This window comes from Bacillus sp. FSL W7-1582 (assembly GCF_038593325.1).
In the GTDB taxonomy this organism is placed as follows: Bacteria; Bacillota; Bacilli; order Bacillales; family Bacillaceae; genus Bacillus; species Bacillus altitudinis.
Genome location: NZ_CP151987.1, coordinates 2684760 through 2710736, shown reverse-complemented (window position 1 = coordinate 2710736; position 25977 = coordinate 2684760). Strand labels below are relative to the sequence as shown.

Genomic DNA, 25977 nt, shown 5'->3' with positions numbered 1-25977 from the left:
TAGAGATGATTCAAATTCAATCGTTAGATCATGTGTTTAAAATTGGGAAAAAGGGCAGGGAGAACGAAATTCCTGTGCTCAAAGACATTGACTTGTCTATTAAAAGAGGCGAAATTGCATGTATCGTCGGACGAAGCGGTTCGGGGAAATCAACTTTGCTGAATTTAATATCGGGATATATTACGCCAACAAGCGGACAAATTATGGTTGATGGCACCAATGTGACCGGCTTTAATGAGAAAGAATGGGCAGACTTTCGGTTAGATCATTTTGGCTTTATCTTTCAAAGCTTTCAATTGATCGGGAGTTTAACAACATATGAGAACGTTGAACTTCCGCTCACTTTAAAAGGTGTGAAGCCGTCTGAGCGAAAAGTGAAAGTAAAGGAAATGCTGAAACGAGTTGGTCTTGAACATCACGCAGGGCATTATCCTAATGAACTGTCAGGTGGACAGCAGCAGCGTGTGAGTATTGCAAGAGCCTTGATCCTTAATCCGTCTATTATTTTAGCAGATGAACCAACAGGCAGTCTGGATTCAGAAACTGAAGGCGAAATTCTAGCCTTTATCCAGCAGCTTAATCGTGAAAAAGGAATTACATTTGTCATCATTACACATGACGATGAAGTCGCTTCAATCGCAGACACAACGTTCCAGCTTCATGATGGTGTATTAAAGAAAGGGGATCAGTCCATTGAAATTTAGAGATCAGGTCAAATTCATCAGAAGAAATATGAAGAAAAATAGATTGCGTGTGTTTATGACCATACTTGCAACGACAATGGCATGCTCTTTCTTAATCGTTCTAGCGTCAGTTGGTTTTGGTCTGCAAAAATCGGCTCAAGATGAAATCATGAAACAACAAATTATCACAGAAATTAAAGTGTTAGGCAAAGAAAAAGGTGACGTCAAGGTTGACGATTTAAAGAAATATGATCATGCGAAATCTGTCGTTGCGAGAACGTCAATCATTCCATCGGTTCACGTCGAGCTCGATAATCGCTCAAGTGATACGCAGGCTGTACTGACAGATATGAAAGAAGAAAAAGAGGCAGGCCTTGAACTAGACCGTGGAAAAGTCCCAACATCGGCGAATGAAATTGTAGTTGGGTATCAAATGGCAGAACAACTTTGGACGGAAAAAGAACGAAAAGACTATGAAAAAGAAATGAATCAGACATCAAATGGTGAAGATACACCGGAAGAGCCAAAAGGCTATACGAAGGAAATTTTAAACAAAGTCATTCAAATCAAGGTGCCAAAACTGAATGAAGAAAATGAAGTGGTGAAAGAAAAGACGTTCGATTTCCGTGTCGTCGGTGTATTGAAGAAACCGAATTTGGAGTGGCAGCAGGATCATAAAATTCTTATTCCGAATGCTTATGAAAAAGAATTTAGTCAAGTGCTCGATCTGTCTCCTGATGCAGGAAATGTCGAAAAAATGACGTCTGTCTATGCTGATAAGTTCGACAATGTCGGTGCGCTCACAGATAAGCTGACAGATGACGGCTATCAAGTTATCTCTGTGACGAATCAGCTTGAAGGAATGGATATGTTCTTTACAGTCTTTAAAATTGGACTCATCTTTGTTGGATGTATTGCGGTGATTATTTCGGCGATCGGCATTTTCAATACGATGACAATGGCCGTAACAGAGCGGACACAAGAGATTGGGATCATGAAAGCCATCGGTGCGAATCCTTCCATTATTAAGCGAATGTTCCTCATGGAAAGTGCTTATATTGGGGTAATTGGATCGATCATCGGGATTATCATCTCGTACATCGTTAGTTTTGCAGTGAATTTAATCATTCCAGCAATTTTGTCTTCTATGTCTGAAGGGGGATCCAGTGATCAATTCTCGATCACCTTCTCCTATATTCCGCTAAGCCTTGTGGTCACAGCAACAGTGATTAGTGCAGGAGTCGCCATTATTTCTGGACTCAATCCAGCACGTAAGGCGACAAAAACGAATGTATTAACAGCATTAAGAAGAGAAATTTAAAGAAGAACCTCCTGTACCTATAGTGGGCTGACAGGAGGTTTTTTTATCGTCAAAAGATGTCTATTGCTTTGGTGCCCGGTACCCTGCACGCTCAGCTTCTTCTACGGAGCAGAACATTTTGGTCACGTTTTTTGTCCGTGAGTAGTATCTGCTGCTCGGTGTGTGATATATGCCGTTGACACTTCCTTTAATATTACAGGCGGCAGATTCTTTTTTTGTTTCTTTTTGTGACTCATGACCGCCAGTATTCGACCCATCATCTTTAGGAGCAGATCGCTGGGCCGATGACGTGGTGTCTTTGTTTACTTTCTGGTGTTCTTTTTTGAGTGTTTCGTTTGTAGAGGTTAGCTTGTCTATTTTCTCTTCAAGCTCATGGATGGTTTTTTCTTGCTGTTTGACTGTCTTCTTTTCGGAGGTGATGGTTTCTAATTTCTTGGATAGCTTTTCTTTTTCTTTGGTCACGTCTTCTAAAGAGGCCGTCAGCGTTTCTTTGTCTTCCTTTAGACGAGAAATGTCAGATGCTAATTGTTTTTGCTCTTTCAGCAGCTGTTCAGAAGATGGATCTGCTTGTGCTTTCGGAGCACCTGTGCCGGCAAACGGTAATGACATAATAGAAAAAACAAGACCAATGGTCAAAAAAGGATAGAAGAGTTTTTTTGAAAAGATTTGTTGATTTTGGTGTTTAAGTAATAAATAATTGACGGCATATCCTATGGCGAAACAAATACATAAAAGACCTATGATGAGTAACATCATCATCTGGCAGCCCCCCCTATATCGCTATTTATACCTATCATACCTCATTTTTCCATTTTGGGGAGCGGTTCAATTAAAAAAACCCTGTTTATACAGGGTTTTCAGCTAATGGCAATCCTTTGATTGCTTCTTTTACTGTTAAGTAAGTGATCGTATTCTGGAAGTCTGTATCTAAGTCTTTCATTTTCATCGCAAGCTGTGGTTTGATCCCAGTGATGATGAGTTCAGTTCCAGTTAAGTTCAGCAGGTGATGCAGTTTGAAAATTCGCGCTGCAACGGAATCATCGACATCGATTAAACCAGAAAGATCGACAATTAAATAATCATCCTTTGAATCTTCTAATATACAAGTTAACTTCGCGACGATGGCATCAAAGCGTTCTTCTGATAATTTTCCGATGAGTGGAAGAGCGGAAACACCATTTTTGATTGGGACAATTGGCGTCGACAGAGAGGTGACTTCCTGTAAGGAATCTTCTAGGAGTTGTTCATATTCTTTCTGCTTTGTAATGTCCTTTTGAAAGCCAATAAAAAATGTTTTGTCATCTTGTTCAATGTATAGAGGATCTATATTGAGTTCATTCCAAAAAAAAGTACCGTCTTTTTTATAATTTTTGAGCTGTGTGGTAATAGGTGTTTTGTTTTGAATTCCGTGACGTATTAAGGCAAGTTGCTCTTGATTTGTGTCTTTTCCTTGGAGGAATCGACAATTACGTCCAAGAATCTCATCTGGTTTGTATCCAGTCATTTGTGTAAAGCCATGATTCACATAAACGATAGGGTTATCCTCTAAAGAAGGGTCTGTAATGACAACACCAATCCGCGCATGATCCAGCGCTTTTTTTATGAGTTCAAGCTGTTTTTGCAATCCGAAGATGTTCGAGCTGACCATATTACCCTCCTTTGCTGCTACTATTAGACATTTAAGATGGTTTTTTTGAAACCAAATGAATTCTTTTTAAACGTAACATAACATATGTTCTGTTTCAATGATTGCAATCGCTTTGTTAAATTTGTCATCATAGTTTGTCCTCCATTAGAATAGAGTAAGTAAGGAGACTTTTCATTAGAAAAAGAAGGGATCATTTGAGGATAATTCATAAAATGACAAAAATAGTTAATATGGATTAGGTGAAAATGATTCCAATGCATCAAGATTGTTTTTGGGTCATTCACATATAATGGAAGAAACAAGCTTTTTTTCTTCGTTAGAGAGAATAGACCTTTTACATGGATTATGACGGAACAGCAGAATGGCATTACAGGGGGCTGGACAGCCTGAAGTCGCTTTACTATTCTAAGGGCTTTAGGAAGGTGATGAAAATGCTGCAACAAGTCATTATTGCTTGCGCCATTGGAGGGGTCATGGGCATTCTCGGTCACGTAAAGAAAAAAGGCAGGCTAGAGAAGCCCAGAATGACAAAGAAGTTTATTTATCTAGGGTTTATTGAAGATTGGCTCGTTGGGATGATTGCTGCTACACTGCTTGTCTTATCCTCAAATCCCGAATCTAGTCTGCACTTGATCATCTTATCCATTATTTCAGGTTACGGAGGAGAAGCAGTTCTGCGAAGCTTCGATTTTGTGAGAGAAGAACGTTCACAGGATGCAGGCTCCAACCGTCATAACCGATCTCCACACGAATAATATCCTCACTTTACCCTAGTCTAGGGTACATTCCCATTGTATACAAACCTGCTTGCACTTATGATCATAATTCTATAAAATACTACTTAGATGACGGTTACGATAAGAACAGTGAAGAGGAGTAGTAGGAAAGCAGTATTTGTCTTTAGAGAATTGACGGCTGGTGAAAGTCAATCAAATCTGCTTCTGAACTCGCCTCAGAGTTGCAGTTGCGTTAAAGCTTCTGTCGCATGTCTGCGTTAAAGATATTAAGTGAGCGTATGAACAGTTCATGACGCTAACAAGGGTGGTACCGCGGGAACCAAAAAATCTCTCGTCCCTTTCCAGGGATGAGGGTTTTTTGTTGATTTTAGAAAAATCTGAATTCTTGCAGTGGTCATCTGAGCAGATAAAGCCGTACATATTAAAGGAGGTTTTCACATTGAGTTTTCAGCATCGGGAAATTGAAAAAAAGTGGCAGGATTATTGGCTGACACATAAAACATTCGCCACATCTGACTCGGAAGATAAGCCAAAGTTTTATGCGCTAGATATGTTTCCTTATCCATCAGGAGCAGGGCTTCATGTAGGGCATCCTGAAGGATACACAGCAACGGATATTTTATCACGTATGAAACGTATGCAGGGATACGATGTTCTTCATCCAATGGGATGGGACGCATTTGGTCTTCCAGCGGAACAATATGCGCTGGATACAGGAAATGATCCAGCTGAATTTACAGAAGAGAACATTAATAATTTCCGCCGCCAAATTCAATCATTGGGCTTCTCGTATGATTGGGATCGAGAAATTAACACGACAGATCCGAATTATTATAAATGGACCCAGTGGATTTTCTTGAAATTGTACGAAAAAGGATTGGCGTATATTGATGAAGTACCTGTAAACTGGTGCCCAGCACTCGGTACAGTCCTTGCAAATGAAGAAGTCATTGATGGGAAAAGTGAGCGCGGAGGGCATCCTGTTGAAAGACGTCCAATGAAGCAATGGATGCTAAAAATTACAGCATATGCGGACAGGCTGTTAGAAGATTTAGAAGACATTGATTGGCCTGAAAGCATCAAAGACATGCAGCGCAACTGGATTGGACGTTCTGAAGGTGCACATGTTCACTTCGAAGTAGAAGGACATGACGAACAGTTTACTGTGTTTACAACACGTCCTGATACACTATTTGGTGCAACATATGCCGTTCTTGCACCAGAGCATGCACTAGTTGAAAAAATTACAACAGCTGCTCAAAAAGAAGCAGTTGAAGCATATATCAAAGAAATTCAGTCTAAGAGTGACTTAGAGCGAACAGATCTTGCTAAAACGAAAACGGGCATTTTCACAGGTGCTTATGCCATCAATCCATTGAATGGGGAAAAGATGCCGATCTGGATTGCAGATTATGTGTTAGCCACATATGGCACTGGAGCGATCATGGCAGTTCCTGCTCATGATGAGCGTGATTATGAATTCGCCAAAACATTCGATCTTCCAATCAAAGAGGTTGTCGAAGGTGGAGACATTGACAAAGAAGCTTACACAGGTGATGGAAAGCACATCAACTCTGATTTCTTAAACGGCTTAGGGAAAGAAGAAGCAATTGAAAAAGCGATTGCATGGCTGGAAGAACATCAAAAAGGTGAAAAGAAAGTCACTTATCGTTTAAGAGACTGGCTGTTCAGCCGTCAGCGTTACTGGGGAGAGCCAATTCCAATTATTCATTGGGAGGACGGAACATCTTCAGCTGTTTCAGAAGAAGAGCTTCCACTGATTTTGCCTAAGACGACTGAGATTAAGCCAAGCGGAACAGGTGAATCACCTTTAGCGAATATTAAAGATTGGGTAGAGGTTGTCGATCCAGTGACAGGTAAAAAAGGACGCCGTGAAACCAATACGATGCCACAATGGGCAGGTAGCTGCTGGTACTTCTTACGTTATATTGATCCACATAACACAGAAGAACTTGCATCTCCTGAAAAGCTGAAGAAATGGCTTCCGGTTGATGTGTATATTGGTGGAGCAGAACATGCTGTGCTTCATCTGCTATATGCACGATTCTGGCATAAATTCTTGTATGATATTGGTGTTGTTCCAACAAAAGAACCGTTCATGAAATTGTTCAACCAAGGAATGATTCTTGGTGAAAATAATGAAAAAATGAGTAAATCAAAAGGGAATGTTGTCAACCCAGATGATATCGTAGAATCTCATGGTGCAGATACATTAAGACTGTACGAAATGTTCATGGGACCTTTAGATGCGTCGATTGCTTGGTCTGAAACAGGTCTTGATGGTGCTCGTCGTTTCCTAGATCGTGTATGGCGTCTGTTTACAAATGAAGATGGCTCCATCAGTGATAAAGTGACAGAGCAATCTGGCGGGCCATTAGAGCGAAGCTACCATGAAACCGTCATGAAGGTAACGGATCATTATGAAGGCTTACGTTTCAATACTGGGATTTCACAATTAATGGTGTTCATCAACGATGCATACAAGGCTGACACACTGCCGAAAGAATATGCAGAAGGATTTGTGAAACTTCTTTCTCCGATTGCACCGCATGTAGCGGAAGAGCTTTGGAATAAACTTGGTCATGAAGGGTCTATTTCTTATGAAGCATGGCCGCAATATGATGAGTCAAAACTTGTCGATGATGAAGTGGAAATTGTCGTACAGCTAAATGGAAAAGTGAAAGCAAAATTAACGGTTCCTGCTGATGCAACAAAAGAGCAGCTAGAAGAGCTTGCGAAAAATGATGCACGGATAAAAGAACAGCTTGAAGGGAAAACAATCCGTAAAGTGATTGCGGTTCCTGGAAAACTTGTCAATATTGTCGCAAACTAATGAACGCACCCATCGGTATCAGCCGATGGGTGTTGTTTATTTCCCGGGACATAATTTTGTCGAAAACAAGGTGATTCCTCCATCAATCTCGTATTTAACAAGTTGATCAAGAAAATGAGGAGTGACGTCAATGGAAAAGGAAAGCAAACGTGAACAACTGCTCAGTTTATTAGGGGAAATGCCGGAGCGCCATCGTGTAGAGGCGTATACGTTAAAGATTGAGGAACGTGAATCGTACTTAGTAGAAACACTCATTCTCTCTATTCATGGGGTGGAGGAAGTTCCGGCTTATTTTGTGAAGCCGAAAGATACAGTGAAAAAAAGGCCTGTTGTCTTGTTCCAGCATTCTCATGGTGGGAATTATGTGGATGGGAAAGAAGAGTTATTGAAGGGGGCTCATTATTTGCAAGCGCCTTCATACGCAAAAGAATTCACTTCAAAAGGCTATAGTGTGTTGGCGATTGATCATGCGGGATTTGGTGAAAGAAGGGGGAGAACAGAAAGTGAAATTTTCAAAGAAATGCTGTTAACAGGAAAAGTGATGTGGGGCATGATGCTGTATGAGAGCATGTGTGCAATTGATTATTTGCTGTCCCGCTCTGATGTGCTTCCAGAGCGTTTAGCTGTTTTTGGGATGTCAATGGGCGGCCTTCTTTCATGGTGGACGGCAGCACTTGATGAGAGGGTCAGTGTGTGTGTGGATCTTTGCGCACAGGTTGATCATCACACATTGATTGAAAAGAATCATTTAGATAGACACGGTTTTTACTATTATGTACCGAGCTTAGCTAAGCACTTTACAGCAGCTGACATCCAAGAAATGATTTTCCCAAGACCGCATTTAAGCTTAGTTGGAAAGCATGATCAGCTTACACCTGCTGAAGGTGTTGGACGAATTCAACAGACATTAAGTCAAGCCTATCAAGCTGCTTCCTTAAAGGAACGTTATCAGCTTATAGGTCTACATGCAGGTCATTTTGAAACGGCTGCTATGCGCCACGAGGCTACACGTTTTTTGAAAAAGTGGCTGTAATCAATAGACGGCATGGACATACTACTCCGATAGAAGATGAAGGAGGAAACAGATGAAAAAAATCACCATGATTGGCGGATGTGGTGTCATCGGACGTTTATTAACTAAAGAGCTCTCTTTGGAGTATGACCTGACCATCATTGATCAAACAAGGTGTGTAGAAGAAGTCATCATGGCAAATGCGGCAATTGAAGAGGAGTTGTTTCAAGCCATTCCAAGAGATACAGATGTGATCATTCATCTTTTAAACATAGACATGACGCATGATGTGATGAATGAAAAGGAGTTTGCAAAAATGAATGAGGTGTTTTGGATAAGCGCGTATAATATGTTTCGTTCAGCGGCCAGGTTAAGCATTCCAAAAGTCATTTTTGCAAGCAGTAATCATGTGACAGATCGCTATGAAAAAGATGGTCACTCCTTACTAGAGCGAGAAATTACGACTGATGATGTACCAGCAACGAAAAATGTGTATGGCATTTTAAAATTTGCTTCCGAACAGCTTGGGCGTTTGTTTCACGATCAAACAGGTATGTCTGTCATCAATTTGAGAATTGGAACCGTCGTGACAGATGAGATGGAAGGATTGCAAACTAAAAAAAGAACGAAACGAACACTTCTTTCACATGAAGACCTTTTCGGCATGATCAAGGCTGCCATCGAAACGGACGTTCCATTCGGGACTTATTATGCTGTATCAGAAAACGAAGGAAAACCTTGGTCTTCTGAGAAAACGAAGCAGGAGTTAGGCTACAGGCCAGATGTCAATACGGCAGAAATTCTGAAAGAAAACGATCAGGCATAGGGCATAATCATGACATTAGCTCATGATCTTTTTCTTTTCATTGATGAGGCTAAAAGCACGAATGGCATGATCATCTCTGTGGTCTGTCATGATGATTATAGACGCTTTCTTTCCACGTTTGTTACATTTTAATCACGATATCGTCAAAGGCTGCAGCTTATGTTCAGATGAAATGATAACGCTTACAAAGAAAGGGCGTGATGAACATAGATCGTTCTATTAAAGGCCGATTGTTCAATGTATTTAATTACTCTTTTCTACTCATGTTCGCATTAATATGTGTGCTCCCGTTCATCCATGTCATTGCCGCCTCTTTTGCGACAGTAGAAGAGGTCATCTCAAAGAAGTTTATTTTGTTTCCAACGACGTTTTCTCTAGAGGCCTATCGCTATATCTTTTCTACAGATATTGTGTATCGCAGCCTGATTGTATCCATTCTTGTGACATTCGTTGGAACAGCGGTCAGCATGTTTTTATCCTCACTCATGGCGTATGGGCTGTCTCGTCAGGAGCTAAAGGGCCGAAGAACCCTCATGTTTCTCGTTGTCTTCACGATGCTGTTTAGCGGAGGGATGATTCCGACGTTTATCGTCGTGAAAACACTTGGGCTGCTTGATACTTACTGGTCACTCATTCTGCCAGTGGCCATCAATGCATTCAATTTGATCATTTTGAAAAACTTCTTTCAAAACATACCAGCAAGCCTTGAAGAATCAGCGAAGATGGACGGCTGTAACGATTTAGGGATCTTCTTTAAAATCGTGCTGCCACTTTCTTTGCCAGCTATTGCGACGATTTCACTTTTTTATGCCGTGACGTATTGGAATACGTACATGACAGCCATTTTATATTTAAACGATTCGGTGAAATGGCCAATTCAGGTCCTGTTAAGACAAATCGTCATTGTATCAAGCGGTATGCAGGGAGATATGTCAGATATGGGCTCATCCACACCGCCGCCAGACCAAACCATTAAGATGGCGGTCATCGTCGTGGCGACCATTCCCGTTCTGCTTGTCTATCCATTTATTCAAAAGCATTTCAACAAAGGGGCATTACTAGGTTCTGTAAAGGGTTAAAAAGATGGAATAACGGAGGGATCTTATGGGGAGAAAGAAATTATGGCTGATTGCCTTTGTTTTGTTATTTGCCGCAAGCGGTATTCTGTCAGCTTGTTCAAGTAAAGGGGCAAGTTCATCAGATGAAAAGGTTGATCTAGACAAAAAGGTGAAGCTGTCATGGATGGCGATTTTGTATCATCAGCAGCCGCCAAAAGATTCAGTGTTAGAAGAGATTGAGAAGCTTACAAATACAGAGCTTGATATTACGTGGGTGCCTGATGCGGTGAAAGAAGACCGTTTAAATTCAGCACTTGCCGCAGGGAACCTCCCGCAAATTGTGACGATTCAAGACATTAAGAATTCATCTGCTATCAATGCGTTCAGATCAGGCATGTTCTGGGAAATCGGTCCATACTTAAAGGATTATCCAAATTTAAGTAAGATGAACGAACTGATTAATAAAAATGCCTCTATCGATGGGAAGCTTTATGGCATTTATAGAGAGAGACCACTTTCAAGACAAGGGATTGTCATTCGAAAGGATTGGCTTGAAAATTTAAATTTGGATACACCAAAAACGCTAGATGACCTTTATGAGGTAGCCAAGGCATTTACTGAAAAAGATCCGAACAAAAATGGCAAGGACGATACAATTGGTTTTACAGACCGTAATGATTTGATTTACGGTGCATTTAAAACGCTCGGTTCTTATGAAGGAATGCCAACAGATTGGAAAGAAGAAAATGGCAAATTCACGCCAGACTTTATGACAGATGAGTATATGAATACAATGAAATATATGAAAAAGCTGCGTGACAATGGTTATATAAACAAAGACTTCCCAGTCACAAGCAAAACGCAGCAGCAAGAATTGTTTTCACAAGGAAAAGCGGGTATCTATGTTGGAAATATGGTAGATGCAGTGAACTTAAGAGATGATGCAACAGATAAGAACATGGAAGTGGATATTATCAACCGAATCAAAGGCCCAGATGGCAAAGAACGTGTATGGGCATCAGGCGGCCATAATGGCATCTTCGCTTTCCCTAAAACAAGCGTCAAATCAGAAGCAGAGTTAAAGAGAATTTTGGCTTTCTTTGACCGAATTGCAGAAGAAGACGTGTATGGTCTCATGACGTATGGGATTGATGGAAAGCATTATAACAAACAAGATGGAAATACATTTGTGAGGGAAGAAAGCCAAGTGAAAAGCTGGCAGACAGATGTACAGCCACTTGTCAGCCTCGTAGGGATTGATAAGCGTTACTTGAAAAATAAAGGCGATGCAGTTCGTACAAAATATGAAGAGCTAGAAGAAGACAATAAAAACATCATTGTCGCTAACCCTGCTGAAAGCCTGTATTCAGAAACAGCATCAGAGCGAGGAAATGAATTGAAGAAAATCATCGATGATGCGACCTATAAGTTCATTCTTGGTGATATCAACGAAGAACAATTTAAGAAAGATGTAGAGAAGTGGAAATCAAATGGTGGAAATAAAATCATAGAAGAATATGAAGCTTCCTTTAAAAAATCAAAATGATGAACATGAAGACCCCCGCTTAGTAAAAAGCGGGGGTGTTTTCATTAAAAGTCGAAGTTGTCTGGATCAGGACCAATTCGTTTATTTTCATTTAAGGCAGACAGGCGCTTCATATCCTCATCAGATAGGACAAAATCGAAAATATCGGCATTTTCTTTTAAACGATGGGCTTTCGTTGATTTAGGAATCGTAATGACGCCTTTTTGCACATCCCAGCGCAAAATAATTTGAGCAGGTGTTTTGCTGTATGTGCCCGCAAGCTCCGTGATCAGCGGGTGGTGCAGCAGCTCTCCCTGCATAAGTGGTGACCAGGCTTCCATTTGGATACCATGTGTTTTCAAATACGTAAACAGCGTTTCCTGCGTGAGTTTTGGATGAAACTCGACTTGATTAATCGCTGGAATGATGTCCGCATCTTTCAATAATTCATCTAGATGATGCGGCTGGAAGTTACTCACACCGATGGCTCTGACTTTTCCTTCACGGTACAGCGTTTCAAGCGCGCGCCATGCTTCCTTGTATTTCCCTTCAACTGGCCAGTGAATTAAATACAGATCAAGGTAATCAAGCTGAAGTTTTTTCAGGCTGTCTTCGTATGCTTTTAGTGTCGCTTCATATCCTAAATCGGCATTCCACACTTTGGATGTCACAAAGATGTCTTCGCGGCGAAGGCCTGTTTCTGCTAGACCAAGTTGTATGCCTCGTCCAACACCTTCTTCATTGCCATAAATAGAAGCTGTATCAATACTGCGATATCCTAATTGAATGGCTGTTTTAACAGCTTCAATTAATTCCGTTCCCTCTTCAACCTGAAAGACCCCAAGACCAAATCCTGGCATGCGGACGCCGTTGTTTAATGTTTTTTTACTTTGTAAATCGTTCATATGAAAGACTCCTTTACATGGTTTGTTTGTATTCTTTTTGTTCGATTTGATGACTCACCATCGTGAGTATGGCCGCCATGAGCACCATGATGCCGCCAACCCAGCCCGTATGCACAAGCCCAAGGGTATCTGTCACGATGCCGCCTAAAAATGAACCAATGGCGATACCTGCATTAAAGGCAGCGATATTCAGAGCGGAAGCAACATCGACAGCTCCAGGTGTATACCTTTCTGCAAAATCAACGACGGCAACTTGAAGGCCGGGGACATTCATGAAAGCAAACAGTCCCATCAGCATCACAGTTCCAATCCCGAGTGTCATAAATCCAGCAGTAAAGCTAAGGATAAACAAGATGAGACTTTGAATGATAAACATATAAATCAGTGCCTTCATTGGCTGTTTATTCGCTGCTTTTCCGCCAATGACATTCCCAGCGGCGATGGTCATTCCGTATAACAGCAGGATCAATGCAACTGTTCCAGGCGCAAGACCTGTCACATGCTGCAAGAGAGGGGATAAATAGGTGAAGACGACAAAAGTTCCTCCATACCCTGTAGCAGTAATGACAAATAAAAGCAACATTCTTTTCGACTTTAATAAGGCTGCTTGATCCTTAAACGTTGTTTTCACGCCCTGTTTCAATTGAGACGGAACAAGGAAATAGTTAGAAATCAGTGCGATTAGGCCAATCATAACAATCACACCAAATGACGTCCGCCAGCCGAGCTCATGACCAAGAAACGTACCGAATGGCACACCTGTCACAGTAGCGACTGTTAAACCAGTGAACATAAAGGCAATAGCGCTTGCCCGCTTTTCTTTCACCACAAGGCTTGCGGCAATGGTCGAGCCAATCGACATAAATACGCCATGTGATAGGGCTGAAATCACTCGTCCGATTAAGAGTACAGAAAAAGTCGGGGCAATCGTGGCGAGTGTATTTCCGATCAAAAAGACGAGCATAATGAGCAGAAGCAATGTCTTTTTTTTCATCGTTGACGTAAGTGAGGTTAGAATTGGTGCGCCAAAGGTAACACCGAGCGCATATAAAGAAACGGTCCAGCCGGCCTGACTGACACTCACGCCAAAGTCTTCTGAGATCATCGGCAGAAGACCTACAGAGATAAATTCAGTTGTACCTATAGCAAATGCACTAATCGCTAGTGCGAGAAGGGCAAAGTGATTTTGTTTGTTTTGCATCGTGATTCACATCCTTCTTTCATGACATTTTAATAGACGAAGCCGATCGGCAAGAGTTATTATCTAACATAGATGACAGAAAAAAAAGTACGTACTTTTTTGTAATATAGGTACTAAAAAGTGCCTGTACAGCATCAAAAGGAGTGAAGAGACGTTGGAAAAGAAGAAATATAATATCTCTGTGGAAGCAACGCTTGAGGTGATCGGCGGGAAATGGAAGTGTGTCATTTTATGTCATTTAACACATGGGAAAAAGCGGACGAGTGAACTGAAGCGCCTCATGCCAAATATCACGCAAAAAATGCTCACACAGCAGCTGCGAGAGCTTGAAAATGACGGTGTGATTAACCGCATTGTATATGAACAAGTTCCGCCTAAAGTGGAGTATGAATTAAGTGAATACGGACAGTCACTTGAGCGAATTTTAAATGCGTTATGTGATTGGGGGGCAGCCCATATTGAACGAGTGTATGGCGAGCCGCTTTCAGTGCTGGAAGACAGTATTCTAAATGAACAGTTTAAATAAAAAAGTCCCGCTTCTTGTGAGAGCGGGACTTTGCTTTATGTGCCTTTTTTCTGATCACGGTATTTTCCAGGCGTCGTGCCTTCCAGCTTTTTGAAGGAGCGGATGAAATTTTGCGGATTTTTGTATTTTAGCTTTTCCGAAATTTCTTTCACCGACATATCCGTCTCCACCAACCAGTTTTTGGCGACATGATGTCTGTAAGACGAGAGATATTCACTAAAGGAGATATCCATTTCTTTTCTAAAAATACTACTTAAATAATTTGGATTATAGTGCAGGCGTGTAGCGATTTCGTCCAAGGTCAGATCTGAGTCAAATTCTTGATGAATGATATGAATGATTTTCTCTGAGATATTTTTATATTGAGAGTCTTCACGCGCGCCGAGCTGATCAATGATGGGTCGAATGATCTCATGTTTCAGCCACGCTTCTGTATCTTCAAACGTTTTAAACTCAAAGATCGTATCATAGAGCATTTTATTATCTTCGACTTCAAACAATTCAATGCCTAGCAAATGCATCAGCTCGATGAGATTGTTTAAAAAACGAGCGAGAGCAATCTGGTACTCATGTGGTCCAGCATTTTTAGAAAAAATGGATTGCAGAAGCACATGTAAATAGTGATCTGCCTTGCCTTGATCGCCTGCTTTAATGGCATCAAATAAATCATGCTGCAGCTGTTTTGGGAAATGAGTTTTAAACGTCTTTCCTTGCTGAATGTGTTCGTATAAAAGAATGGATTTTTTCTCTGCTTTGAGCCTGTATTTTAAGGCTTCTTTTCCCTCAATATAAGCATGTTTGGCCATAGAGAGCTCTTTAAATGAGCGACTGATCCCAATGCTGATCGACAAGCCCAGCTCTTCCTCAATCCGCTGCTGAATTGTTTCGGCTAATTGATTTAAATATTCAGTAAATTCCTCTTCTGACTTCGATTGATTGAGAACAATCGTCGTTTGATGCTGATTGACAACGGTCGGCTGAAGGTGCTCATCTAGCGGAATAATCTGCTCGATCAGTCCATTTATCGCAAATAAAAGCAAGTCTGCATCCTTTTTTTCATACGGCGTTCCTTTTAGTGTATCGATTTGGGTCACAAGCATGGACAAATGGGACCAGTCACGAGGAAAGCCTAGACTTTGAAATCGGTTGTGAATCTCTTCTTCCGTCAGCTTGCCAAGCAGCAGCCGCACCATAAAGTATTGCTGTAAGTGTGTCACTTGCTGCTCAATCCGTTCCTCTAGATCATTGTTTTGATCTTTCATTTGTTTAATGCTCGATTCGATGAGCTCAAATTCATTTTGGAAAGGCTGTTTATGCAAAAACGACTCATTACGTGCAAAGGATTCGTATAATAAGCGAATCGGTTTATAAAAGTGTCTAGAGCCAAACCATGAAAATAACAATGAAAGCGCTAACAAAATAAAGCAAATAATAAAGGTGATCCACCCGATTGATTTCGTTTGCTGCTTTAGTTCTGGAATGGAGACAAAGGATAAGTATGTCCATTCGTTATAATCTGATTTTTGAAACGTAATTTGATAGTTTAGTTCATCGATTTTCATATCAAATTGTCCGGATCGTTCTTCAAGTGACAGGACATGTTTGACGAAATCTTGATTTTTTAACGAGTCACCAATTTGTTCTTTTCGATTATGTAGCAGCACTTTTCCGTTTGTATCAATGACAAACATACTATCAGATTGAGAGAAGTCAGGCATGTTGTCAGCAATCACGCAGCTTGGAATGCTGGCGACGGCGATTCCCTTCTTTTGGACACTATTCATCGGAAGCTGCTTGATTAAATTCACATTGTATTTGCAAAAGGATGTCTTTCCTTCTTTTGTTGAGACAAGTGGATTATTTTCTTCAAGTGCCCAGCTGGAATGACTCGGAATATTGAGGTAAGAGGTTAACGCTTTCTCTTGATCCCCGTTTGAGACATGATAAAGACCAGAATTGTTCATATACCAATCTTCCATTTTACTAACAAGTGTAATATTGGAGAGATCGGTGTCGAAGGTTTGCAGGTAATTCAGTTCTTGTTGGACTTGATTATAAAGTTGGAATTGATCTGGATTTAAAGGTTCTGCCAGTGTTTGAAGGAGAGGCGGCGAACTGACATAGTGAGTGAGAGAATGATCTACTGTCTTTAGAATATGCTCAATATTGGATTGCGTTTGTTTGACGCTGTCCAGCTTTTCATTTGAAATATTTTCGAGTGCAGTTTTTTGCGAATGCTGATAAGAAAAAATACCGACAATAATAACAGGAATCGTACTAAGCACGAAAAAAAACGTCACCAGCTTGTAATAAAATTTATACTGCTTTCTTTTCATAAAACCCCCCATTTCAAACGAAACAATCTTTTCCCCTTAGTTTATTAATCCAAAAATCTGGTAGGTTTGTCAATAATCATTTTCTGAGATTAGGATCATTTTCTTATGTTTTATGTAACGTTTTGAGTAGCTTCCCCTGAGTAAATATGATCTGATGATATGATTGTAGACGGATTTTTCATCCTTAAGATACAGTTAACACATGCATCAGCATGAGGGGAGGCTTTATCTGTGAAAACACAGGATGTCACTGCCAAGGGTGTGCCTGCGGCAGCTTTGAAAAAAGAAAAGAGAAAGCGCTTACTTAACCAATTACTTAGTCAAAAATTTCTGTATTTAATGATTTTGCCAGGGCTCCTTTATTTTCTTGTCTTTAAATATGTCCCTATGTGGGGGCTGATCATTGCCTTTCAAGATTACCAGCCATTTCTCGGAATTCTTGGCAGTGAGTGGGTTGGCTTCAAACACTTTATTCGCTTATTTACAGAACCAACATTTTTCATCTTATTAAAAAATACGCTCATTTTATTTGCCATGAATGTCGTGATTTTCTTTCCGATTCCGATTTTATTAGCTCTTCTTTTAAACGAGGTCAGATTGGCACTGTTTAAGAAATTTGTTCAGACGATGATTTATATTCCTCACTTCATGTCATGGGTGATTGTCGTGTCCTTATCTTTTGTTTTGTTAACGGTAGATGGCGGGTTAATCAATGAATTGATTGCTTTCTTTGGAGGAGAAAAGATTAACTTCCTTCTTAGTCAAGAATGGTTTAGACCCATGTACATTTTGCAGGTAATCTGGAGAGAAGCGGGTTGGTCAACCATTATTTATCTTGCAGCGATTACAGCAGTAGATCCGCAGCTATATGAAGCAGCAAAAATGGATGGAGCCGGCAGACTCAGACAAATGTGGCACATCACCCTTCCTGCGATTAAAAGTGTCATTGTTGTACTGCTCATTTTAAAAATCGGTGATACGTTAGAGCTTGGATTTGAACATGTCTATTTATTACTCAATGCGACCAACAGGGAAGTTGCAGAGATTTTTGATACGTATGTGTATACAGCTGGTCTGAAGCAAGGACAATTCAGCTATAGTACTGCTGTTGGTTTATTTAAAGCAGCCGTTGGACTTATTTTGGTCATGATGGCAAACCGTTTAGCGAAGAAGTTTGGAGAAGAAGGGATTTATTAAAAGGGGAGATGAAGACCAATGACATTATCGATTGAAAAGGGATCACCGCTTGAGCATGCAGAGAAATTAGCACAAACAATAATGAAAGCGTATACACCGATTGAACTTCCGCCAGCTGGAAGGTGGCACTATCATCAAGGGGTTTTCCTTTGCGGAGTGATGAAGCTTTACGAAGCAACAGAAAACGAGGCGTACTTTGATTATGTGAAAAATTATGCTGACTCACTCATTGATGACCATGGGAATCTGTTATTCCGAAGAGACGAGCTTGATGCCATTCAAGCAGGGCTCATTTTATTCCCGCTGATTGAAAGAACGGGAGAGAAGCGGTATGTGAAGGCAGCAGAAAAGCTTCGGGGGCTTTACCTGACGCTGAATCGCACGTCTGAGGGCGGATTTTGGCATAAAGACAATTATGCCTATCAAATGTGGCTAGATGGTCTTTATATGGGTGGGCCTTTTGCTTTAAAGTATGCCCAGTTGACAGGAGAATCGGAGCTGGTGGACATGGTCATCCATCAAGAGCATCTCATGAGAAAGCATACCAAAGATGAAAAAACGGGCCTTTACTATCACGCATGGGATGAACGGCAAGTGATGCCATGGGCTGATCAACAGACGGGCTGTTCCCCAGAATTTTGGGCAAGATCCTTTGGCTGGTATGTCCTTGCGTTAGCCGATATGATCGAAGATTTGCCAGAAGGTCATGAAGGACGAAAATTGTGGAAGGACACACTGACAGATATGCTGGAAAGTGTAGCAAAGTATCAGGACGACGAAACAGGTCTATGGCATCAGATCATTGATAAAGGAAGTCATAGCGACAACTGGCTTGAAAGCTCAGGGTCATGTCTATTCATATATGCGATGGCAAAAGCCATGAATGAAGGATATGTCAGTCTTCGATATGTTGATCATGTGGTCAAAGCGTATCAAGGGTTGATTCAGTATAAAACGGAGGAAAAAGACAACGGCGATTTTACGGTGAACGACATTTGTATTGGAACATCTGCGGGTTTTTATGATTATTACGTTGGCAGAGAGCGGAGCACGAATGATTTGCATGGAGCAGGCGCTTTTATTATGGCGTTAACTGAACTAGAAAAGCTGTCTGTGTTTCAAAAGGTATGAGGCGGCATCAAAGGGCTGCGGTATGGCTCCTCAGCTTCATCGCTGCCTTTTATTTGTCCGCCTGTCAGGGGAAAACAGAGGGGATTGATGTCCTTATTTTTTCTGACATGTCAAAAGCAATGAAAGACCAATTAGTGGAGAAAGCTTTTCAACCAAATCAGGAGACATACGATGTTCACATCTTCCCTGCAATTCCTGAAAAACTTCTTGTTGAAATTACTGCAAAAGAGGGGGACGTGATGTTTGTCCCGGAAGAAATGTTTAGAACATATGATGATCCTGAAAGCTTTCAGCTGCTTGAAGAGATGCGGGTAGATGGCGAAAGGGAAGGACCATATACGGTGGAAGATGCAAAGACGGGAAATACAGTCGATTATGCGGTCCAAATCAAGAAAGGAACGAAGCAGCTAAATGGCTATACCTTTCGATTACACCGAGATATGGTCGCCTTCATACCTGTGTATGCGGAGAAATCTAAAGAGGCACTGTCTCTCATGAAGCAGCTTCGTGAAAACCAATAGAAAAAGGGGTGGGGGAATGTGAAAAGGGTCGCCGTTTGCGGGCTCAGTCACCGTGCTTTCAATATGTTTATCAAACCGCTCACCGAGGATTTCAACGAGCATTACAGGATTACAGGGCTCTTAGATGTAGATGAGAAGCGGTATACACTTTGTCAGGAGCGTTTTCCATCACTAAGGGGCGTCTCATTTTTTCATGAGGATGCATTTGGTCAGATGGTGAAGGAAGCAAGACCAGATATCGTCATTGTGGCGGGGCGAGATGATACACATGTCACATATATCCTGCAGGCACTGGATCATGATCTGGATGTCATAACGGAAAAGCCGATGGTCACAACAGCAAAAGATGCCAAACAGGTGATGGAAAAAGAGGCAGAAAGCAAAGGGAAGGTCACCGTCACCTTTAATTATCGCTACAATCCATTCCACCGAAAGATAAAAGAGCTTATTTTAGATGGAAAGATTGGAAGGGTCACGTCTGTTGAGTTAAGCTGGCTCATTGATACGTATCACGGAGCCAGTTATTTTAAAAGGTGGAACCGCTCGCGTCAATATTCAGGCGGTCTGTCTATTCATAAATCGACCCATCACTTTGACTTGGTCAACTGGTGGATTGATCAAAAGCCGAAGCAAGTATTTGCCTATGGCGCACTGAATTATTATGGGGATGAAAGTCCTTGGAATCCTTTGCAGGGTGAAGAGAATCGATATTGTGGAACCTGTCATGTAAGAGATACCTGTCATTATGAAGCAAGGTGGAATCCGCGGGTAGAGCGCACAAAGGTGGAGGATGACCATATTGAATCAGGTGAGCAGCAGTCAAAGCAATACTCGAATTATCGCCCGGATGCCTGTATTTTTGATCAAGAAATTGATATTGAGGATACATATGTGGCGTCAGTGACTTATGATCAGGGGGCTTTGTTAAGTTACTCGATTCAATTTTCAGCGCCATATGAAGGCTACCGGCTTGCGATTAACGGGACGAAGGGACGGATTGAAACAAATGAGTTTCATGTGCCATCGAGAATCCCTTTTCAATTCCCTGAACAGACAATTGCATACTACCCGATGTTTGGTGGAAAAGAAACGATTGAAGTTGTGAAGCAATCAGGTGGTCATGGAGGCGGAGATCCGCTATTATTAGCAGATTTATTTTTAGGAAAAGATCCGCTCATTCCTTATGACATTTCGGCAGGAGCAGAGGCGGGTGCTTATTCCATTGCACTTGGCGAAGGCATGTGGCGATCAGTTGCAGAAAAACGCCCGATTGAAATAGAAGAATTGTTTCAAAAAGAGACGGTGTAACGAGAAAGAGAGGAGGGACGAGAGATGGATCATGATGGATCAATGAGCAGAATGCTGCGTATGTGTGAGTGGGTGATGAGACTCGCCTATACGAATGTGTTATGGCTTTTGTTCACTTTACTTGGGCTTGGAATCTTTGGCTTCATGCCTGCAACAACAGCGTTATTTTCTGTGATGAGAAAGTGGATACAAGGGCATGAGCAAGTCAGCGTCTTTCAAACCTTTTGGAAAGTATACCGCGAAGAATTTGTACGCTCTAATGTCATTGGAGTGGTGCTGGTCATCATCGGGACGATTATTTATGTAGACCTTGCTTATATTTATCCAACGAGTTGGTTTTTACACGTGCTTCGCTTTGCGATCTATATCTTTGGTTTTCTGTTTATTGTCAGCTTGTTTTATATCTTTCCGCTGCTGGCTCATTATGATTGGAAAAAGCGTCTTTATTTGAAATTTTCCCTTCTGCTTGGCATCTCGTATTTGCAATATACGCTCTCTATGCTCGTTTTCTCAGCTATTCTCTTTATCCTATTTGCTTATTTGCCAGGGATCGTGCCATTTTTTAGCATCAGCATTCTCGCATATGGCCACATGTGGCTAGCCTATCAAGTGTTTAAAAAGATAGAGTTTGAAAGCGAGCAGCCGGCAGTTGATGTGAAGAAACGATTCCCGTCTTTCCTTCAATCCAAGCGGGTGAATACGCAGTGATGTGTATGATTTGCTATAATGGTGTCACCGTGATTAAAAGGAGAGATGAGAGTCGTGTCAGTAAAAGAAATTTCAATAGAAGAATTAAAGCAAAAGCTAGAGCAAGAAGAAGTCATTCAACTCGTCGATGTGCGTGAGGATGAAGAGGTAGCAGAAGGCATGATTCCAGAGGCTGTCCATATTCGAATGGGGGATATTCCTGAGAAGCTGGATGCGTTTGATAAGTCGCAAGAGTATTATATTATTTGCCGTTCTGGTAAACGCAGTGAGAATGTCTGCTATTTCTTAGAAGACCAAGGGTATCAAGCAACCAATGTCGTTGGCGGCATGCTTGCATGGACAGGAGAAACAAAACCGAAGCTGTAAAAAGAAGTCCTTTCATCGACAAGATGGAAGGCTTTTTTTGTTCATATGTCCGTCTCTATTTGCATAAAAATAGAGTAGCAAGAGAAGGGAGAGTGGCATATGTGCTGAAGGTAGCTGTATTTGATGAAGAACACGAGAAAGATTTGCAAAGCGAAATCAATCTTTTTTTAAAAGGAATGGACGACGACCAAATTATTGACATCAAATACAATGTGGCGGTGATCTGTGAGCAAGGAGGAGAGCAGCTCTACTGTTTTTCAGCGCTCATTTTATATAAAAAATAAAAGGACCTGCTGAAAGGTCCTTTTGCCATGATCAACTAGCGTCAATATGTAAACGATGCTTTTTGCAGTGAACGCATTGAAAGAGATAGCCTTGCAAGTCTCCTCCGTTCACGAGCCATTGTTTCAGGTTCTCTTTTGTGAAATGTCCACCACTGCAAATCTCTTCAATATCCTCTGAGAGTTCTTCCTCTAAATGTTCAATTTCTTTCCATCCAACATACTGCACAATCGCGCAAAAATCCCCGCAATGGCTTAACCAATATTCCTGCTGCCATCCGCGGTAACCCGGCGTTCTGTAGATCAGTTCATCTATATATTCTTCATGATCAACGTCATCACAACTCACATCGTCTTGAAACATTCCATTATATGTTTGAGCAGCTGATCCATCTTTAATGCACCAAGGACAAATGCCAGAAACGTCTTCAACAGAATAAAAAGGACCATGATATACATAATCTCGTTCTTTCTCACAAACGGGGCATATCGTCTGCTCTTTTTTAATTACATGTAATGAAACTGGGTCTGGGTTGTACTTGAACGTAGGTAACGTCATATAAACCTCCATTATGTAGAAAAGTGATGATTCAACACTATTTTATCGGAATACGCGATGTCATGACAATCTTCAATTATTTCAACGAGAAAAAAAGCCGTTCGGATGAGGAACGACTTTTCTCTTGTGATGATTATGCTTTTTTTACTCTTGGACTTCTTGGTTTATTGTACTTATTTGCTTGTTTAATCGCTCTTCGTTCTTCATTTAATGATTTGTACAGAGATACAATCATTAAAATGATGACAACAGAGAACGGTAAAGCAGCAAGTTTGGCTGTGTTTTGTAAGGCTTCAAGACCGCCTGAAAATAAGAGCACTGCCGCAACTGCTGACTGGATAATACCCCAGCTGATCTTTACACTATTCGCTGGATTTAATGATCCATAGGTTGTCTGCATTCCGAGAACGAATGTAGCTGAGTCTGCTGATGTGATAAAGAATACCGCAATTAAAATAAGAGCTAGAATCGATGTGATCATTGCCAGCGGATATTCATTTAGTACTCCAAATAGCATGGTTTCCGTAGAAAGGCCTGCAACATCGACAATATTCTTTTGCTGTAAGTCCATCGCAGAAACACCGAAAATAGAGAACCAAAGAAATACAAGGATAGATGGAGCAACTAACACACCAACTAAAAACTCTCGAATGGTTCGTCCACGTGATACACGTGCAATAAAGATCCCGACAAATGGTGCCCAAGAGATCCACCATGCCCAATAAAAGATCGTCCATCCGTTAATCCATTCTCTCTTTTCAGGGTCATTTGGAGATAAGCGAAAGCTCATTTGAACGATGTTGGATAAGTATTGTCCAATAGAGTCAGTAAATGAATTTAAAATATAAACTGTTGGACCTACCAAAAGTAAGAAAAACATCAGAACAGCTGCTAATACCATGTTGATATTACTTAAATATTTAATCCCTTTACCAATACCGCTAAGAGCAGATGCAAGGAAGAGCACCGTCACAATGATGATAATAATCAATTGTGTGCTAAAGGCATTTGGAATGTTAAATAGATAATCCAATCCACCATTGATTTGTGCTGCGCCTAATCCTAAGCTCGTTGCAACACCAACAACTGTCGCAAACACAGCAATACAATCGATGGTTTTTCCGATCCATCCGTGCGTTTTATCTCCTAAAACTGGCTGCAGTGTTGCACTGATTAAGCCAGGCGCATCTTTTCTAAATTTAAAGTATGCAATGCAAAGCGCAACAATGGCATAGATCGCCCATGCATGAAGTCCCCAGTGGAAAAAGGTATAACGAAGGGAATCACGGAAGGCTTGTGCAGTTTCAGTGTCACCCGTTGGTGATTGAATCGCATAATGACTGATCGGTTCAGCTGCTCCGTAAAAAACAAGCCCAATACCCATTCCAGCACTAAATAGCATCGCAAACCAAGAAAAAAGACCAAATTCAGGCTCTTCACCTGGCTTTCCTAACGTAATTTTTCCGATAGGGCTAAAGATAAAGAATAGACAAAAGCCGACTAGAAGCGATACGACTAATAAATAATACCAGCCAAAGTCATTTGTAATGTATGTTTGAATTTGATCTGTCACATTTTGCAGTGATTCTGGAGAAAAGGCTCCCCATAGAACGGCAATAAATGTGATTGCAATCACAATCCAAAATACACTTGATACGTTTTTCACACCATCTCACTCTCCTGTTGTTCTACACGTTTAAGCAGAGGATTTTGTTTAATATCCCCTGTCTCAACTATTTTCAAACAAAAAGAGGCGAGTTTCTCACTCGACCTCTATTTTACCGTAACATGTTTTGCTTCCATTTATCAACCATCGATATGTGAAGATGACTTTTCTTCAATTCGTTTGCGCAGACGGTAGACATATTCTTTTAAACAAACTGCGAAAATCGTAAACGCTAAAATAATGGCGATTTTTAACGGGGTAATGGACAGCTTCATAAAGAAAGCGGCTGTCAAACTAATGACAACTGCAAGGACAATCGGAAGTGCGCGTCTAATCATTGAAATCTCTCCTTTACTTCTAGTGCGGCATTCATGCCAGCTAACCTGCCTGTCACAAGTGCTGACGTAATATTGTAACCGCCTGTGTAACCGTGAATATCTAAAATTTCTCCGCAGAAATAAAGACCGGCCATTTTTTTGGATGCCATTTTCTTCGGTTCAATTTCTTTGACAGAAACGCCGCCACCTGTAACAAAGGCTTTATCTAAAGAAAGCGTCCCATTTGCATGGACGATGAAATGTTTACAATCATGAGCAAAAGCGCGCAGTTTATCTTTAGCGAGACCAGAAAATGTCTCCTGTGGATCAATGCCATTTCGTTCTAAAAGGAACAATAAATAGCGCTCTTGCATCCAAGATTTCAGGACATTTTTAATGGCTTTTTTTGGTTCATCTTTTAGATCGCGATGAAGTTTTTGGAAAAGCTCCTCGTCATTGAGCTTTGGGTATAAGTCAATTTGAAGACGGACGGCCTGTTGCTTTTTCAGTTCCTTCACAACAAATCCGCTGCATCTCAGAACGGCAGGACCTGATAAGCCAAAGTGTGTAAAGATCATATCCATGACATGAGTGACGACGGGTTTTCCTTTTTTATTTAAAACACTCACGGCCACACTTCTTAATGAAAGACCTTGAAGCACTTTGTCCTTAATAAAACGCTCGTCTGACGTGACGGGTACTTCGGTTGGGAAGAGCTCTGTAATGGTATGACCAGCGGCTTCTGCCCATGCATAGCCATCGCCAGTAGAGCCTGTATGCGGCACACTTTTCCCGCCAACAGCAATGACAACGGCATGACTTGAAATTTTTTCATCATTATTTGTAACAATTCCAGCTGCTTGTCCGTCTTGATACAGAACGGTTTTAATCTTTTCATTCGTTCGAATGGTCACATTGAGCGCGCGGAGCCTATCCAATAGGGCATCCACAACAGATTGTGCTTTGTTTGAGACAGGGAACATACGTCCATGGTCTTCTTCTTTTAGTTCAATACCTAGATTTTCAAAGAACGAAATAATATCCTCGTTATTGAACTCAGAAAATGCACTATATAGAAAACGGCCGTTTCCGGGAATATGCTTGATGATTTCTTCTACTGGAAGGCGATTGGTCACATTGCAGCGTCCACCGCCAGAAATGGCGAGCTTTCTGCCAAGTTTGTTTCCTTTGTCAATTAACAGAACCGATGCACCGTGTTCTGCCGATGCAATCGCGGCCATCAGTCCAGAAGGTCCACCGCCAATGACAATGACATCATAATGTTTCATGT

25 protein-coding genes and 1 other annotated feature are annotated in these 25977 nt (G+C 41.1%); of the genes, 16 read left to right on the top strand and 9 right to left on the bottom strand.

From position 1 onward, the window contains the following. The first annotated feature begins 5 nt into the window (after positions 1 to 5). Positions 6 to 704 (top strand): ABC transporter ATP-binding protein, encoded by a 699-nt coding sequence (locus NSQ11_RS13905; protein WP_007501890.1) that lies wholly within the window; start codon positions 6 to 8, stop codon positions 702 to 704. Further along, positions 694 to 2004 carry an ABC transporter permease gene (locus NSQ11_RS13900; protein WP_113747076.1) on the top strand — a complete coding sequence of 437 codons (1311 nt, stop codon included), beginning with the start codon at positions 694 to 696 and terminating at the stop codon, positions 2002 to 2004. The genes NSQ11_RS13905 and NSQ11_RS13900 overlap by 11 nt, the downstream gene beginning before the upstream one ends. Positions 2005 to 2064: 60 nt before the next feature. Here NSQ11_RS13900 and NSQ11_RS13895 read toward each other — a convergent pair whose 3' ends face one another. Next, positions 2065 to 2763 carry a hypothetical protein gene (locus tag NSQ11_RS13895; RefSeq protein WP_008343000.1) on the bottom strand — a complete coding sequence of 233 codons (699 nt, stop codon included), beginning with the start codon at positions 2761 to 2763 and terminating at the stop codon, positions 2065 to 2067. 85 nt (positions 2764 to 2848) lie between these two features. Further along, entirely contained in the window at positions 2849 to 3652 is an 804-nt protein-coding gene (locus NSQ11_RS13890; RefSeq protein ID WP_007501884.1) for an STAS domain-containing protein, read from the bottom strand. 425 nt (positions 3653 to 4077) lie between these two features. On the opposite strand from NSQ11_RS13890, the gene NSQ11_RS13885 reads away from it, so the two are divergent. The 6 genes from NSQ11_RS13885 (at position 4078) to NSQ11_RS13860 (ending at position 11685) form a co-directional block, all read left to right on the top strand. Further along, positions 4078 to 4407 carry a DUF4257 domain-containing protein gene (locus NSQ11_RS13885; protein ID WP_008343006.1) on the top strand — a complete coding sequence of 110 codons (330 nt, stop codon included), beginning with the start codon at positions 4078 to 4080 and terminating at the stop codon, positions 4405 to 4407. 102 nt (positions 4408 to 4509) lie between these two features. After that, positions 4510 to 4731, top strand: a binding site (T-box leader). 97 nt (positions 4732 to 4828) lie between these two features. Next, positions 4829 to 7243 (top strand): leucine--tRNA ligase, encoded by a 2415-nt coding sequence (gene leuS, locus NSQ11_RS13880; RefSeq protein ID WP_058213933.1) that lies wholly within the window; start codon positions 4829 to 4831, stop codon positions 7241 to 7243. A gap of 130 nt (positions 7244 to 7373) precedes the next feature. Continuing rightward, positions 7374 to 8276, top strand: a complete 903-nt coding sequence (locus NSQ11_RS13875) for a dienelactone hydrolase family protein (protein ID WP_007501875.1) — start codon at positions 7374 to 7376, stop codon at positions 8274 to 8276. A 52-nt stretch (positions 8277 to 8328) separates the two neighbouring features. Further along, complete coding sequence (locus NSQ11_RS13870) at positions 8329 to 9081, top strand: NAD(P)-dependent oxidoreductase (protein ID WP_342501131.1); 753 nt, start codon at positions 8329 to 8331, stop codon at positions 9079 to 9081. 218 nt (positions 9082 to 9299) lie between these two features. Beyond that, positions 9300 to 10160 (top strand): carbohydrate ABC transporter permease, encoded by an 861-nt coding sequence (locus tag NSQ11_RS13865; RefSeq protein WP_113767071.1) that lies wholly within the window; start codon positions 9300 to 9302, stop codon positions 10158 to 10160. A gap of 25 nt (positions 10161 to 10185) precedes the next feature. Beyond that, entirely contained in the window at positions 10186 to 11685 is a 1500-nt protein-coding gene (locus NSQ11_RS13860) for an extracellular solute-binding protein (protein WP_007501870.1), read from the top strand. Positions 11686 to 11729: 44 nt separating this feature from the next. On the opposite strand, the gene NSQ11_RS13855 is transcribed toward NSQ11_RS13860, so the two are convergent. Together NSQ11_RS13855 and NSQ11_RS13850 are read right to left on the bottom strand one after the other, a co-directional pair. After that, complete coding sequence (locus NSQ11_RS13855; RefSeq protein WP_342501130.1) at positions 11730 to 12569, bottom strand: aldo/keto reductase; 840 nt, start codon at positions 12567 to 12569, stop codon at positions 11730 to 11732. A 13-nt stretch (positions 12570 to 12582) separates the two neighbouring features. Next, positions 12583 to 13770 (bottom strand): MFS transporter, encoded by a 1188-nt coding sequence (locus tag NSQ11_RS13850; protein ID WP_098680617.1) that lies wholly within the window; start codon positions 13768 to 13770, stop codon positions 12583 to 12585. Between the two features lie 154 nt (positions 13771 to 13924). Between NSQ11_RS13850 and NSQ11_RS13845 the strand changes: the two genes are divergently transcribed. Continuing rightward, entirely contained in the window at positions 13925 to 14296 is a 372-nt protein-coding gene (locus tag NSQ11_RS13845; RefSeq protein ID WP_008343017.1) for a helix-turn-helix domain-containing protein, read from the top strand. Positions 14297 to 14331: 35 nt separating this feature from the next. Here NSQ11_RS13845 and NSQ11_RS13840 read toward each other — a convergent pair whose 3' ends face one another. Next, positions 14332 to 16632, bottom strand: a complete 2301-nt coding sequence (locus NSQ11_RS13840; protein ID WP_178930474.1) for a helix-turn-helix domain-containing protein — start codon at positions 16630 to 16632, stop codon at positions 14332 to 14334. 231 nt (positions 16633 to 16863) lie between these two features. Between NSQ11_RS13840 and NSQ11_RS13835 the strand changes: the two genes are divergently transcribed. The 7 genes from NSQ11_RS13835 to NSQ11_RS13805 all read left to right on the top strand — a co-directional run bounded on the left by NSQ11_RS13835 (position 16864) and on the right by NSQ11_RS13805 (position 22147). After that, positions 16864 to 17829: a sugar ABC transporter permease gene (locus tag NSQ11_RS13835; RefSeq protein WP_008343019.1), complete on the top strand. Its 966-nt coding sequence runs from the start codon at positions 16864 to 16866 to the stop codon at positions 17827 to 17829. Between the two features lie 18 nt (positions 17830 to 17847). Beyond that, positions 17848 to 18960: a glycoside hydrolase family 105 protein gene (locus tag NSQ11_RS13830; protein ID WP_236810029.1), complete on the top strand. Its 1113-nt coding sequence runs from the start codon at positions 17848 to 17850 to the stop codon at positions 18958 to 18960. Then, positions 18957 to 19481 carry a lipoprotein YteS gene (locus tag NSQ11_RS13825; RefSeq protein WP_342501129.1) on the top strand — a complete coding sequence of 175 codons (525 nt, stop codon included), beginning with the start codon at positions 18957 to 18959 and terminating at the stop codon, positions 19479 to 19481. Before NSQ11_RS13830 ends, NSQ11_RS13825 begins: the two co-directional genes overlap by 4 nt. An 18-nt stretch (positions 19482 to 19499) precedes the next feature. Next, a complete protein-coding gene (locus tag NSQ11_RS13820) occupies positions 19500 to 20789 on the top strand; it encodes a Gfo/Idh/MocA family oxidoreductase (protein WP_342501128.1) in 1290 nt (429 codons plus the stop codon). Between the two features lie 24 nt (positions 20790 to 20813). Further along, positions 20814 to 21497 (top strand): YesL family protein, encoded by a 684-nt coding sequence (locus tag NSQ11_RS13815; RefSeq protein WP_342501127.1) that lies wholly within the window; start codon positions 20814 to 20816, stop codon positions 21495 to 21497. 54 nt (positions 21498 to 21551) lie between these two features. Further along, entirely contained in the window at positions 21552 to 21863 is a 312-nt protein-coding gene (locus tag NSQ11_RS13810) for a rhodanese-like domain-containing protein (protein WP_035391078.1), read from the top strand. Positions 21864 to 21964: 101 nt separating this feature from the next. Then, positions 21965 to 22147 carry a sporulation protein Cse60 gene (locus NSQ11_RS13805; protein WP_003217582.1) on the top strand — a complete coding sequence of 61 codons (183 nt, stop codon included), beginning with the start codon at positions 21965 to 21967 and terminating at the stop codon, positions 22145 to 22147. Between the two features lie 31 nt (positions 22148 to 22178). On the opposite strand, the gene NSQ11_RS13800 is transcribed toward NSQ11_RS13805, so the two are convergent. From NSQ11_RS13800 to NSQ11_RS13785, 4 genes are all read right to left on the bottom strand, one after another. After that, positions 22179 to 22703, bottom strand: coding sequence for a CbrC family protein (locus tag NSQ11_RS13800; RefSeq protein ID WP_017358334.1), 525 nt, complete (start codon positions 22701 to 22703; stop codon positions 22179 to 22181). Positions 22704 to 22836: 133 nt separating this feature from the next. After that, positions 22837 to 24369 carry a BCCT family transporter gene (locus tag NSQ11_RS13795; RefSeq protein WP_017358333.1) on the bottom strand — a complete coding sequence of 511 codons (1533 nt, stop codon included), beginning with the start codon at positions 24367 to 24369 and terminating at the stop codon, positions 22837 to 22839. A 140-nt stretch (positions 24370 to 24509) separates the two neighbouring features. Continuing rightward, positions 24510 to 24707: a hypothetical protein gene (locus NSQ11_RS13790; protein ID WP_008343027.1), complete on the bottom strand. Its 198-nt coding sequence runs from the start codon at positions 24705 to 24707 to the stop codon at positions 24510 to 24512. Continuing rightward, positions 24704 to 25975 carry an NAD(P)/FAD-dependent oxidoreductase gene (locus NSQ11_RS13785; RefSeq protein ID WP_017358332.1) on the bottom strand — a complete coding sequence of 424 codons (1272 nt, stop codon included), beginning with the start codon at positions 25973 to 25975 and terminating at the stop codon, positions 24704 to 24706. The genes NSQ11_RS13790 and NSQ11_RS13785 overlap by 4 nt, the downstream gene beginning before the upstream one ends. Positions 25976 to 25977 lie beyond the last annotated feature (2 nt).